Source organism: Fertoeibacter niger (assembly GCF_009380135.2).
Lineage (GTDB): Bacteria > Pseudomonadota > Alphaproteobacteria > Rhodobacterales > Rhodobacteraceae > Fertoeibacter > Fertoeibacter niger.
On sequence record NZ_WHUT02000007.1, the window covers coordinates 36,142 to 47,976 of the forward strand.

Annotated in this window: 14 protein-coding genes; 2 read left to right on the forward strand and 12 right to left on the reverse strand. The window is 65.3% G+C overall.

The genetic code is table 11. The annotated features are described in order from the left end of the window. The first annotated feature begins 231 nt into the window (after nt 1-231). Nucleotides 232-1,221: a TerC family protein gene (locus tag GEU84_RS12440; RefSeq protein WP_152826543.1), complete on the forward strand. Its 990-nt coding sequence runs from the start codon at nt 232-234 to the stop codon at nt 1,219-1,221. Between the two features lie 115 nt (nt 1,222-1,336). Here the strand turns inward: GEU84_RS12440 and GEU84_RS12445 are convergent, their stop codons facing one another. From GEU84_RS12445 to GEU84_RS12475, 7 genes are all read right to left on the reverse strand, one after another. Continuing rightward, nucleotides 1,337-1,789 (reverse strand): hypothetical protein, encoded by a 453-nt coding sequence (locus GEU84_RS12445; RefSeq protein ID WP_152826545.1) that lies wholly within the window; start codon nt 1,787-1,789, stop codon nt 1,337-1,339. Between the two features lie 166 nt (nt 1,790-1,955). Next, a complete protein-coding gene (gene dxs, locus GEU84_RS12450) occupies nt 1,956-3,875 on the reverse strand; it encodes a 1-deoxy-D-xylulose-5-phosphate synthase (protein ID WP_152826547.1) in 1,920 nt (639 codons plus the stop codon). Nucleotides 3,876-3,894: 19 nt separating this feature from the next. Further along, nucleotides 3,895-4,764: a farnesyl diphosphate synthase gene (locus tag GEU84_RS12455; RefSeq protein ID WP_174539842.1), complete on the reverse strand. Its 870-nt coding sequence runs from the start codon at nt 4,762-4,764 to the stop codon at nt 3,895-3,897. Beyond that, entirely contained in the window at nt 4,761-5,000 is a 240-nt protein-coding gene (locus tag GEU84_RS12460) for an exodeoxyribonuclease VII small subunit (protein ID WP_152826549.1), read from the reverse strand. Before GEU84_RS12460 ends, GEU84_RS12455 begins: the two co-directional genes overlap by 4 nt. Continuing rightward, nucleotides 4,978-5,922: a histone deacetylase family protein gene (locus tag GEU84_RS12465; protein ID WP_152826551.1), complete on the reverse strand. Its 945-nt coding sequence runs from the start codon at nt 5,920-5,922 to the stop codon at nt 4,978-4,980. Before GEU84_RS12465 ends, GEU84_RS12460 begins: the two co-directional genes overlap by 23 nt. Before the next feature lie 138 nt (nt 5,923-6,060). Beyond that, nucleotides 6,061-6,771, reverse strand: coding sequence for a response regulator (locus tag GEU84_RS12470; protein ID WP_152826553.1), 711 nt, complete (start codon nt 6,769-6,771; stop codon nt 6,061-6,063). Continuing rightward, on the reverse strand, nt 6,768-7,277 hold the full coding sequence (locus tag GEU84_RS12475; RefSeq protein WP_152826555.1) for a MarR family winged helix-turn-helix transcriptional regulator: 510 nt from the start codon (nt 7,275-7,277) through the stop codon (nt 6,768-6,770). Before GEU84_RS12475 ends, GEU84_RS12470 begins: the two co-directional genes overlap by 4 nt. Before the next feature lie 150 nt (nt 7,278-7,427). Here GEU84_RS12475 and GEU84_RS12480 point away from each other — a divergent pair, with 150 nt between their 5' ends. Then, entirely contained in the window at nt 7,428-8,294 is an 867-nt protein-coding gene (locus GEU84_RS12480; RefSeq protein ID WP_152826557.1) for a branched-chain amino acid aminotransferase, read from the forward strand. A 48-nt stretch (nt 8,295-8,342) separates the two neighbouring features. Here the strand turns inward: GEU84_RS12480 and GEU84_RS12485 are convergent, their stop codons facing one another. The 5 genes from GEU84_RS12485 to GEU84_RS12505 form a co-directional block, all read right to left on the reverse strand. Then, entirely contained in the window at nt 8,343-8,486 is a 144-nt protein-coding gene (locus GEU84_RS12485) for a hypothetical protein (RefSeq protein ID WP_174539839.1), read from the reverse strand. 117 nt (nt 8,487-8,603) lie between these two features. After that, entirely contained in the window at nt 8,604-9,632 is a 1,029-nt protein-coding gene (queG, locus tag GEU84_RS12490) for a tRNA epoxyqueuosine(34) reductase QueG (RefSeq protein ID WP_338144794.1), read from the reverse strand. A 72-nt stretch (nt 9,633-9,704) separates the two neighbouring features. Next, nucleotides 9,705-10,370 (reverse strand): FtsZ-binding protein FzlA, encoded by a 666-nt coding sequence (gene fzlA, locus GEU84_RS12495; protein ID WP_152826560.1) that lies wholly within the window; start codon nt 10,368-10,370, stop codon nt 9,705-9,707. A gap of 99 nt (nt 10,371-10,469) precedes the next feature. Continuing rightward, nucleotides 10,470-11,210, reverse strand: a complete 741-nt coding sequence (gene mtgA / locus GEU84_RS12500; protein ID WP_152826562.1) for a monofunctional biosynthetic peptidoglycan transglycosylase — start codon at nt 11,208-11,210, stop codon at nt 10,470-10,472. 42 nt (nt 11,211-11,252) lie between these two features. Continuing rightward, nucleotides 11,253-11,789 (reverse strand): DUF1269 domain-containing protein, encoded by a 537-nt coding sequence (locus GEU84_RS12505; RefSeq protein ID WP_152826564.1) that lies wholly within the window; start codon nt 11,787-11,789, stop codon nt 11,253-11,255. Nucleotides 11,790-11,835: the final 46 nt, after the last annotated feature.

An 11,835-nucleotide genomic window follows, 5' to 3' on the forward strand; every position in this document is an offset into this window, starting at 1 on the left:
CCGCCATGCATCTGGCGCAAGGCTTTGAACACCACAGCGGCGCGCCGGCAAAACAAATTTCCGCTGCGTCCCCTTGCAACCCTGTGCAGCCTGCCCATCTTTGGCTAGCGGACCGGGCCCCTCTGACGACATTGTGTCGTGATGTCGGACCGCATCGAGCATGCTCGGTGCCAGCCCGGTGATCCTTCGCGGCCAGCCCTCGCATGTTTCATGAATCGCGAGAGGACGCATATGGACACCCTGCTATTCACCCTGTTTCTGGGAACCCCGCTGTGGCTGTGGTTCAGCTTCATCGGCATCGTGCTTGCCCTGCTGGCCTTTGACCTGGGCATCCTGAACAAGACCGACCACGAGATCGGCATTGCCGAAAGCCTGAAGCTGTCGGCGCTTTACATCACCCTCGGCGTCAGCTTCGGCGGTTTCGTCTGGTATCAGATGGGCGCGCAGTCCGCCGCCGAATACCTGACCGCCTTCGTGGTGGAAAAGACGCTGGCGCTGGATAATGTCTTCGTCATCGCCTTAATTTTCAGCTATTTCGCGATTCCCCGCGTCTATCAGCACCGGGTGCTGTTCTGGGGCATCCTGGGCGTGATCGTGCTGCGCGGCATCATGATCGGCGTCGGCGCCACACTGGTCGCACAATACGGCTGGATCCTGTATATCTTCGCCGCCTTCCTGATCTTCACCGGCCTCAAGATGCTGGTCACGGATGACAAGGAAATGGATCTGAACGCCAACCCCGTGCTGCGCTTCATGCGCAAGCGGTTCCGCGTCACCGATACCCTGCATGGCAACGCGTTCTTCGTGAAACAGCCGGACGCCAAGGGCAATCTGGTGCGCTGGATGACACCGCTGTTTCTGGCGCTGTGCCTGATCGAAATCGCCGACCTGGTGTTTGCGGTTGATTCGGTGCCCGCCGTATTCGCCATCACCACCGACCCCTATATCGTCTATACCTCCAACATCTTCGCCATCCTTGGCCTGCGCGCGTTGTATTTCGCTCTGGCAGCGGTGCTGCACCGCTTCCACTATCTGAAATACGCGCTGGCGATCCTCTTGGTGTTCATCGGGTCGAAGGTCTTTGTGGCCGATCTGCTGGGCTGGCAGAAATTCCCCCCGAGCTGGAGCTTGGGCATCACCTTTGCCATCCTGGCGACCGGCATCGTCTACAGCCTGTGGAAAAGCCGCAACGATGCCCCGGTGCAACTGGTGGCAAAGTAACAATGGGGCATGGCCGCAGCTTCGGCCATCCTCACTTCATTTTCTGTCTCTAAATATCCCACGGGGGGTCCGGGGGGCGTGAAGCCCCCCGGCGCTGGCAGGTAAAGCCGACCCCTCAGATCTGCCCCTCTGTCCATTCCAGATCGGTCTTTTCGACCGCCGCCGGGTCAAAGCTGGCCATGGGCGAATAGCTCTGGATGATGCTGCCCAGCACCTTGACCGGAACAACCTTGCCATCCGTGGTCTCGACTACTGCGCCAATTCCTTCGCGGATGCGAAAGCCGATGTCGCGGTTGATCCGGCCTTTCAGCGGGTTGCCGTTCTTGTAGATGTCGTCCTGCACATAGGTCCGGTAGTCGGCGGTCCAGCGCACGTCCGCCAGACAGGCCATGATCGCATGCAACGTGATGTCGCGCGAAAAGCCGCCGTTGCGGCAGATCAGCCGGGCCTGCTGCACAGCGCGCTCCACCAGGCTGAACAGCAGCACGATGCGCGCGGCATCGGCTTTGTCGATGCTGCCGGTTTTGATCACGTGCCGCGTCAGGATTTTCTGGATGTGGTCATTCACTTCACGGCCTTTATCAGAGGCCTCCTTGCACAGACCGGCAAAAACCGGGCCGGGCAGCGTGTGGGAAATTTTCTCAACCGAGTCGCTTGTCATTGCATATCTCCATGGATGCCTGACAATGTATAATGTTCATACTTATATCCGTCAATAGTAATTCATAAAAAGATCAGGATGCGCCTCGCAGCCCAACCACCGCCACGCCCAGCACCTCCAACACCTTTGCCTCGATCTGGGGGGCGTTCATGCCGGCCACCGCATACATCGCCTCGGGGCTGGCCTGGTCGATGAAAGTGTCGGGCAGCACCATCGACCGGTATTTCAGCCCCCGGTCGAACACGCCCTCATCGGCCAGCAGTTGCGCGACATGGGAACCAAAGCCTCCCACCGCGCCCTCCTCGATCGTGATCAGCGCCTCATGGTCGCGGGCCAGTTGCAGGATCAACGCACGGTCCAGCGGCTTGGCGAAACGGGCATCGGCGACGGTCGGCGAAATGCCCCGCGCGGCCAGCGCCTCGGCGGCCACCAGCACCTCGGACAGCCGCGTGCCAAAGGACAGCAGCGCCACCCGCGCGCCCTGCCGGATCATCCGGCCACGCCCGATTTCCAGCGGCACGCCGCGCGCGGGCATCTCCACCCCCACGCCATCGCCACGCGGGAAACGGAAGGCAATCGGGCCGTCGTCATGCGCCGCCGCCGTGGCAACCATATGCACCAGTTCCGCCTCATCCGCCGCCGCCATCACCACGAACCCGGGCAGGTTGGCAAGGAATGCCACATCGAACGCCCCGGCATGGGTCGCACCATCGGCCCCCACCAGCCCCGCCCGGTCGATGGCGAAACGCACCGGCAGGCGCTGGATCGCCACGTCATGCACCACCTGATCGTATCCGCGTTGCAGGAACGTGGAATACAGCGCGCAAAACGGCTTCATGCCGCCCGCCGCCATGCCCGCCGAAAACGTCACCGCATGCTGTTCGGCAATGCCCACGTCAAAGCACCGCTTGGGAAAGCGTTCCGCAAACAGGTTCAGCCCCGTGCCGTCGGGCATCGCCGCCGTCACCGCGACAATCGCGGGGTCACGCTCGGCCTCGGCGATCAGGCTTTGCGCGAACACCTTGGTATAGCTGGGCGCATTCGACGCCGCCTTGGCCTGCACACCGGTCAGCACATCGAACTTGCCCGTCGCATGGCCCTTGTCGCGCGCGCCCTCGGCAGGCGCATAGCCCTTGCCTTTCTGCGTGATCACATGGATCAGCACCGGGCCCGTCGCCCGCACCCGCGCCGTGCGCAACACCGGCAGCAACTGGTCAAGATCATGGCCATCCAGCGGGCCGATATAGGAAAACCCCAGCTCCTCAAACAACGTGCCGCCCACGGTCATGCTTTTCAGCATTTCCTTGGCCCGCCGCGCGCCTTCCTGAAAGGGTTCGGGCAACAGCGACACGGCCCCCTTGGCCGCCGCCTTCAGTTCCTGAAACGGGGCACCGGCGTAAAGGCGGCTCAGATAGGCCGACATCGCCCCCACCGGCGGCGCAATCGACATCTCATTGTCGTTCAGCACCACGAACAGACGCTTCTTCAGGTGGCCCGCATTGTTCATCGCCTCATAGGCCATGCCCGCGCTCATCGACCCGTCGCCGATCACCGCCACCGCATCGCCCGGATCACCGCCCAGATCCCGCGCGGCGGCAAAACCCAGCGCGGCACTGATCGAGGTAGACGAATGCGCCGCGCCAAACGGGTCGAACGCCGATTCAGACCGCTTGGTAAACCCCGACAGCCCGTCCTTCATCCGCAGCGTGCGGATACGGTCGCGCCGCCCGGTCAGTATTTTATGCGGATAGCACTGATGCCCCACATCCCAGATGATCTTGTCGCGCGGGGTATCGAACACCGCATGCAGCGCCACGGTCAGTTCCACCACGCCCAGACCCGCGCCCAGATGCCCGCCGGTCACGCTGACCGCCGAAATGGTTTCGGCCCGCAGTTCATCGGCCAGCAGCCGCAACTCGCGGTCCGAAAGGCGTTTCAGATCGGCGGGCAGGGTCACGCGGTCCAGCGTCGGGGTCTTTGGTCGGTCGGTCATGCTCCCCTCCCCGGGGCGGTCAGTGTTCGCGGGCAATAACGAAACGTGCCGCCTCGATCAAGGTTTCCGCCCCAGCCCCGTATGGGGTAAGCGCCGCCTCGGCCTCGGCCACCAATGCGCCTGCCCGCGCCCGGGCACCATCCAGCCCCAGCAAGGATACGAACGTGGCCTTGCCCGCCGCCGCATCCTTGCCCAGCCGCTTGCCCGCCTTGGCGGCATCACCCGTCACGTCAAGGATGTCATCGGCGATCTGAAAGGCAAGGCCCAGCGCCGTGGCATAGCGCCCCATCGCCGCAGGATCGGCCCCGGCCAGCACGGCCCCCGCCTCGGCCGACCAGCGGATCAGCGCGCCGGTCTTGCCCGCCTGCAAATGCGTGATCTCGGCCAGCGTCAGCGGCACGGTCGCCTGTTCCGCCGCAATGTCCAGCGCCTGCCCCAGCACCATGCCCTCGGCCCCCGATGCGCGCGCAAGGCTGGCCACCAGCGCCAGCCGCACCTCGGCCCCGCCCAGCACAGGGTCGCACAGCAACTCGAACGCCAGCGTCTGCAAGGCATCGCCCGCCAGCACCGCCGTGGCCTGATCCCATTTCACATGCACCGTGGGCAATCCGCGCCGCAGGTCGTCGTCATCCATGCAGGGCAGATCGTCATGGATCAGGCTATAGGCATGCAAAGCCTCAACCGCCGCCGCCGCACTGACCACCTGCACCGGATCCAGCCCGTGCAGCCGCGCAGACTCCAGCACCAGAAAGCCGCGCAACCGCTTGCCGCCATGCGCTGCATAGCGCATCGCATGCACCACCGGCACATCGGCCAGCCCCGCCATCGCGCTGTCCAGCCGCGCCTGCACGGCACCGGCGGCAAAGGCCAGGGCGTAGGAAAAGCTCACATCCCCTCCGCAGGCACGGTGCCCACGGCCCGCCCTTCGGCGGCGCGGATCAGTTCCACCTTGGCCTCGGCATCCTTCAGCTTGCCCGCGCAATGCGCCTTCAGCGCCGCCCCGCGCTCATACAGCGCAATCGACTGGTCCAGCGGCACATCGCCCTTTTCCAGCGCGCCCACCACCTGTTCCAGCGCGGCCATCGCCTCTTCGAATGTCATGTCAGCCACGGGTTTCTCGGCCATCGCCACGCTCCTTCAATACGCCCACATGCGCCGCAACAGATGCCGCCAGCGCATCAAGATCATAGCCGCCCTCCAGCACCGATACCACCCGCCCGCCGCAATGTGCATCGGCCAGGTCGCAAATCCGCCGTGTCAGCCAGGCATAATCGGCCTCGCGCCAGTTCAACCCGGCCAGCGGATCATCGGCATGGGCATCAAACCCCGCCGAGATCAGGATAAGCTCGGGGCGAAACGCCTGCACGGCCGGAAACACCCGCGCGGCATAGGCGGCCCGCATGTCGGCCCCGTCCGACCCGCCCCGCAGCGGCACATTCACAATCTGCCCATGCGCGCCCTTTTCGCTGGATGCGCCCGTGCCGGGATACAGCGGCATCTGCTGGCTGGAACAGAACAGCACGCGCGCCTCGTCCCACAGCAGATCCTGCGTGCCATTGCCGTGATGCACGTCAAAATCCATCACCGCCACGCGGGCCAGGCCGTGATGGTCCAGCGCGCGTTTCGCCGCAATCGCCACCGTGCCGAACAGGCAAAATCCCATGGCGGTGTCACGTTCCGCATGATGCCCCGGCGGGCGCGGCGCGACAAAGGCATTGGCCGCCCCGCCGCCGATCACCAGATCCACCGCCGCACAGGCCCCGCCCACGCCACGCAACGCCGCCTCCAGCGACCCCGGGGCAAGATAGGTATCGCCATCAAGCTGCGCCCAGCCTTGCGCGGGCACCGCACGGCGCACCCGGTCCACATAGGCGGCAGGATGGCAACGCAACACCTCGGCGTCCCCGGCCAGCGGGGCTTCGCGCCGGTCAAGGTCCAGCTCCGCCAGCCCGCGCGCCACCGCCGCCAACCGCGCCACCTGTTCAGGGTGGCCCGGCGGCGTCACATGGCCGTCAAATGCGCCATGGCTGAAGAATGCCGTCGCCATGGTTCCGCCTCTCTTTCCAGATGAAAATATCCCGCGGGGGTGATGAGCGATCAGAAATCGTCCAGTGGACGATTTCCGCGAAGAACGCCCGGCCCGTGGCCGGGCTGGGGGTGCAAAACCCCCGGCTCCGTCCGGGCATCAATCCGGGGCCAGCAAATAGCCCGCGCCGCGCACGGTTTGCAGATAGCGCGGCTGTTTCGGATCGGCCTCGATCTTGCGGCGCAGCCGGGTGATCTGCACATCCACCGCCCGTTCCTGCGCACGTTCCTCGGTTCCGGCCTCGTCGCGGCCCAGATCGCCCACCAGACGCTCGCGGCTGACCGCCTCGCCGGGCTGCGCGGCAAAGATCCGCATCAAGGCGGCCTCGGTTGCCGTCAGCCGCACCGGATCGGCCCCGCGCCACAATTCGCCGCGTTCCAGATCATAGCGCACCGCCCCCAGATGCAGCACCTTCGGCCCCACCTCGGGTTTCACCTGCGGCACCCGGCGCAGGATGGCATTGATGCGCAGCAGCAGTTCCTTGGGCTCGAACGGCTTGGCCAGATAATCATCCGCCCCTGCCTCTAGCCCCTCGATCCGGTTGGCCGTCTCGCCCTTGGCGGTCAACAGCAGGATCGGCGTGGGCATCTTCGCGCGCAAGGCACGGGTCAGCGAAATGCCGTCCTCACCCGGCATCATCACATCCAGCACGATCATGTCAAATTCCAGCCCGCCCAGCAGCCGCCGGGCCTGCGCCGCATCGCGGGCGATCGACACCAGAAAACCGTTGCGCATCAGGAACTTCTGCAACAGCCCCCGGATACGCTCGTCATCATCGACAACCAGCAGATGCGCCTGTGGTTCGGTCATGCCCCGCCCTCCTTCAGCGTCTGATACTGGCGCCGCAGATCCGGGTCCATCATCGCCTCCAACACTTGCCGGAACCCTTGCACCGCCTGCGGCCCGGCGGCCCGGTAGGCCGCCCGCATCCGCACCCGCTGCGCATCCGACAGCGCACGTTCCAACGTCGCACCCTTCTCCGTCAAGTGCAGATGGCGTTCGCGCTTGTCCACCCGGCCCACCCGGCTTTCCACCAGACCATCCTCGATCAGGCTGCGCAGCACGCGGTTCAGGCTTTGCTTGGTCACGCCCAGAATGGACAGCAGGTTGTTCACCGTCGTGCCCGGGCAGCGGTGGATGAAATGGATCGCCCGGTGATGCGCGCGGCCATAATCCAGCCCGTCCAGTATCCGGTCAGGATCAGCCGTAAACCCCCGATAGGCAAAGAACATCGCCTCGATGCCCTTGCGCAGCTGCTCATCCGTCAGGAACAGCAGGCTTTCCCCGCCCCCCGGCCCCGCATTGCCCGTGCTCATCCGATGCTCCCTCGTTCCGCCATGATTTTATGTCAGCCTTGTTGACTTTCCAAGACTCAACTGTTAGCGAAACCCAGATTTCGCGCAACTTTATGTCCGTGTCGGACCTATCAGGCGCAACATTCGCAAATCGCCCAGGAGGACGGGACCATGGCAGGCTATGACGATCGTGACGGCTTCATCTGGATGGATGGGGAACTGGTGGACTGGCGCGCGGCCAATGTCCATATCCTGACCCATGCCCTGCACTATGCCTCCTCGGTGTTCGAGGGTGAGCGCTGCTACAACGGCAAGATCTTCAAATCGGTCGAACACTCCGAACGCCTGCGCAAGTCGGGCGAACTGCTGGATATGGAACTGCCCTATTCCGTGGCCGAGATCGAGGCCGCCAAAGAGGCCACGCTGAAGGCCAACAACCTGACCGACGCCTATGTGCGCGCCATCGCCTGGCGCGGCGCAGGCGAGGATATGGGCGTCGCCTCCAAGAAAAACCCCATCCGCATGGCCGTGGCCTGCTGGACCTGGGGCAACTACTATGGCGATGCGAAATTCAAGGGCGCAAAGCTGGACATCGCGAAATGGAAACGCCCCAGCCCCGAAACCATCCCCCACGCCGCCAAGGCCGCCGGGCTTTACATGATCTGCACCATGTCGAAACACGCGGCCGAGGCGAAGGGCTGCTCTGACGCGATGATGTTCGACTACCGCGGCTACGTGGCCGAGGCGACCGGCGCGAACATCTTCTTCGTCAAGGATGGCGAGGTGCACACACCCAAGCCCGACGCCTTCCTGAATGGCATCACCCGCCAGACCGTGCTGGGCATGCTGCGCGACAAGGGCGTGACGGTGCATGAACGCCACATCGAACCCGCCGAACTCGAAGGGTTCCAGCAATGCTGGCTGACCGGCACCGCCGCCGAAGTCACCCCGGTGGGCCAGATCGGCGACTATAACTTCGAGGTCGGCGCGCTGACCAGGGAAATCGCCACCGACTACGAACAGCTGGTCCGCCGCTGAACATCAAAGGGGGCAGGCCCCGCCTGCCCCCTTTTGCTGCCGCAGCCCTCAGGCCGTCCGACCCCGCGCAATGCGCAAGAACTCCACCAGACGCCGCGCGCTGTCGGGCTTGGCCTCGGGCCGGTGCCAATGGGTCGTGCGCCCCCGTGCAATGCGCAGGAAATGGATCACCCGCGCCGTGTTCGTTGACACCCTTTTGTCTGCTACATGTCGGCTCATCATCATGTCCTCCAATGGTTCAGCCCGGCCAGCATAGCACAGTTTCGCGCAAGATGTGCCCCCGCCGTGCCGGGCAAATCGCCCCCGCCGTCACGCCAGCCGCGCCACCGCCCAGCGCGCCGCATCCGCCACAGCCGCATCGGCATCCCCCACCAGCCCCGCCGCCACCCCGCGCAAGCCCGCATCGCCCGAATTGCCGATCGCATACAATACGTTACGCACGAATCTGTCGCGCCCGATGCGCTTGATCGGGCTGCCCGCAAACCGCGCGCGAAACGCCGCATCGTCCAGCACCGCCAGTTCCGCCAAGGGCGGCGCCCCCACCCGCGCGGCATAGCCGATATCCCGCGCGGCCACGGCAAACTTGTTCCACGGGCAGACCGCCAGACAATCATCGCAGCCATAAATCCGGTTGCCCATCAACCCGCGCAAACCCTCCTCCACCGGCCCCTTGTGCTCGATGGTCAGATAGGAAATGCAGCGCCGCGCATCCAGTTGAAACGGCGCGGGAAAGGCCTGCGTCGGGCAGACATCCAGACAGGCCGTGCAGGATCCGCAATGCTCCGCCTCGGCCTGATCCTTCGGCAGGTCGGCTGTTGTGAATATCGCGCCCAGAAAGAACCAGTTCCCCAGATCGCGGCTCAGCAGATTGGTATGCTTGCCCTGCCAGCCCAGGCCCGCCGCCTGCGCCAGCGGCTTTTCCATCACCGGCGCGGTATCGACAAATACCTTGATCTCGGCCCCCGCCACCCCGGCGAACCACCCACCCAGCCGCTTCAGCCGCCGCTTCACCAGATCATGGTAATCCTTGCCCTGCGCATAAACCGACACCGCCGCCCGGTCGCGCTGTTCCAGCACCGCCAGCGGATCGCCCGCGGGCGTATACATCTCGGCCAGCATGATCACCGACCGCGCTGCGGGCCAAAGTGCGGCAGCCGATCCACGCCAGCCCTCGCGCTCGGCCATCCAACCCATCTGCCCGTGCCGCCCCGCTGCCAGAAACGCGCGCAGCCGCCCCGCCGCCTCGGGCACCGCATCCGGCGCGCAAATCCCCAGCTTGGAGAAACCCTCCTCCAAAGCCCGCACAGCCAGCCGCTCCTTCAGCACGGCAGGCTCCACTCTCTTCCCCTCTTTCCAGACTCAAATATCCCACGGGGGGTCCGGGGGGTGTGAAACCCCCCGGCGCTTTCCTCAGAAATCCAGATCGGCGTAATGCGCGGGGGGCAGCAGCCCCGGCACCTGATCGACCAGCAGCGTGCGGAAACAGGGGCGCGACTTGATCTTCACATACCAGTCCTTCACCACCGCATGCCGGTCCCAATCCACGTCCGAGACATAATCAAGACAGCTCAGATGCGCGGCCGCGGTGAAATCGGCCAGCGTCATCGCATCACCCGCCAGCCAGCGGCGCTGGTCCAGCAGATGCGCCATGTAGTCCAGATGCGTCTTGATCCGCGTCGCGCCGAATTTCATGTTCTTGGAATCCGGATAGCCCTGCCCGGTGATGCGCTTGTTCACCCGCTCATACAGCAGCTTCGAGGTCACCTCGTTGTGAAACTTGTCGTCAAACCACGCACACAGCCGGCGCACCTCGTATCGCCCGTCCGCATCGCGCGGCATCAGGGGCGGGCTGGGCATCATGTCCTCCAGCCATTCGCAGATCGCCTGGCTTTCGCTCATCACCCGCGTGTCCATCCGCAGCACAGGCACCTTGCCCGCGGGGTTGCGCCGCAGGAAATCGGGTGTGGGCTGCCAATAGCGTTCCTCGACCAGTTCCACCTCGATCCGTTTTTCGGCCAGGGTCAGGCGCACCTTGCGGCAGAAGGGCGACAGGGGAACGTGATAGAGACGGTTCATTGCGGGCAACATCTTTCCGGGCAAGGCGTTTGCCTTCATCGCGCGCCGGGGCCGGAAATTCAATGCCGTTCTGGCCAGCATGGGCAATGCCCGGCCGCTTCAGCCCTCGAAACAGGCCGCCCGCCCGTCGGCCAGAATGGTTTCCGCCCCGCCCAGCGCCGCGCGCGACCGCCCCCGCACAAAGCTTGACGGGTTCACCGGATCGCGGCCCTTGGGGTCGGGCAGGATCGCGGCCAGCCGCGCCGCCTGCACCGCCGTCAGATCGGCAGGTTCCACCCCGAAATGCCGCGCCGCCGCAGCGCGGATGCCAAAAACGCCCTCGCCGAATTCGGCCACGTTCAGGTAAACCTCCAGAATCCGGCGCTTTGACCAGACCAGTTCGACCAGCGGCGTCAGCACCGCCTCGGCCGATTTGCGAAACCAGTTGCGCCCGTGCCAAAGGAACACGTTTTTCACCACCTGCTGCGTCAGGGTGGAGGCCCCACGGTTGCCGCCCTCGTCCAGCGCCTGCCGGATCGCAGCCATGTCAAAGCCCCAGTGCAGGCAATAGTTGGCATCCTCCGCCGCCACGACGGATCGCGCCACCACCGGGGCAATCTCGTCCCAGTCCGCCCAGTCCTGCTCCACCCCGCCCAGCCGCTGCCCCTCCTGCCACATGTAGATCGTGGTCGGCGGGTTCACGACGGCAAACAGCAGCACCAGCGCCACGAAAAATGCGGCAACCCCCAGCACCCCCCGCAGCACCAGCCGCAAGGCGCGGCGCAGCAACGAACGGCGCGGCGGCGCAGGCGGGGCCTTGCTGCGGGGGGCCGAGCGGGGGGAGGCTTTACGGTCGGTCATGGGTTCTTTAGCCACGAAGCCCCCGCCGCGGTCAAGCAGGCGTCAGCCGCGCCCGCCGCCCAACTGGTCCGAGGGCAGGCCCAGCGTGGCCACAGGCTCCAGCATGCCGCGCAGATGCGCCTCTGCCTCTTTCGACAGCGAGGTCTGCACCACCCGCCCCTTGGCGCGGAAGGCCGACAGACGCTCCAGCACCTTGTCGGCGGTCATCTTGCGCACCAGCACGCAGACGGCTGAACCGCCCTTGTCCAGCGACCGGCCCACGTCGCGTAGAAAATCATCGTCAATCCCGATATCGGTGGCCCGCCCCGCCAGCGCCCCGGCCCCGGCCCCCACAGCCGCGCCCACCAGGGGGCTAAGGAACAGCAGCCCCACCAGCGCACCCCAGAACCCGCCGCTGACCGCCCCGCCCGCCACCAGATTGACGGCCTGATGCAGCTGCACCTCGCCGCTGTCCTGCCGGGTGACGATCACCACATCCTCCATCTCGATCAGATATTCCCTTTGCAACCGCACCAGCTCGGCCCGCACCTCGAACGCGGTGGCTTCATCAGGAAAGGCGACGACAATCAGATCGGACATCGGGGGTTCTCCGCAGTCATGAACACCGCTCCTCCGCGGCAGGCGG

Excerpts from the sequence above, each read along its gene's own strand:
- GEU84_RS12475 (WP_152826555.1), bottom strand. The coding sequence starts at position 7,277 with ATGAGCACGGGCAATGCGGGGCCGGGGGGCGGGGAAAGCCTGCTGTTC.
- dxs (WP_152826547.1), bottom strand. The coding sequence starts at position 3,875 with ATGACCGACCGACCAAAGACCCCGACGCTGGACCGCGTGACCCTGCCC.
- GEU84_RS12470 (WP_152826553.1), bottom strand. The coding sequence starts at position 6,771 with ATGACCGAACCACAGGCGCATCTGCTGGTTGTCGATGATGACGAGCGT.
- GEU84_RS12505 (WP_152826564.1), bottom strand. The coding sequence starts at position 11,789 with ATGTCCGATCTGATTGTCGTCGCCTTTCCTGATGAAGCCACCGCGTTC.
- GEU84_RS12440 (WP_152826543.1), top strand. The coding sequence starts at position 232 with ATGGACACCCTGCTATTCACCCTGTTTCTGGGAACCCCGCTGTGGCTG.
- fzlA (WP_152826560.1), bottom strand. The coding sequence starts at position 10,370 with ATGAACCGTCTCTATCACGTTCCCCTGTCGCCCTTCTGCCGCAAGGTG.
- GEU84_RS12465 (WP_152826551.1), bottom strand. The coding sequence starts at position 5,922 with ATGGCGACGGCATTCTTCAGCCATGGCGCATTTGACGGCCATGTGACG.
- GEU84_RS12460 (WP_152826549.1), bottom strand. The coding sequence starts at position 5,000 with ATGGCCGAGAAACCCGTGGCTGACATGACATTCGAAGAGGCGATGGCC.
- mtgA (WP_152826562.1), bottom strand. The coding sequence starts at position 11,210 with ATGACCGACCGTAAAGCCTCCCCCCGCTCGGCCCCCCGCAGCAAGGCC.
- GEU84_RS12480 (WP_152826557.1), top strand. The coding sequence starts at position 7,428 with ATGGCAGGCTATGACGATCGTGACGGCTTCATCTGGATGGATGGGGAA.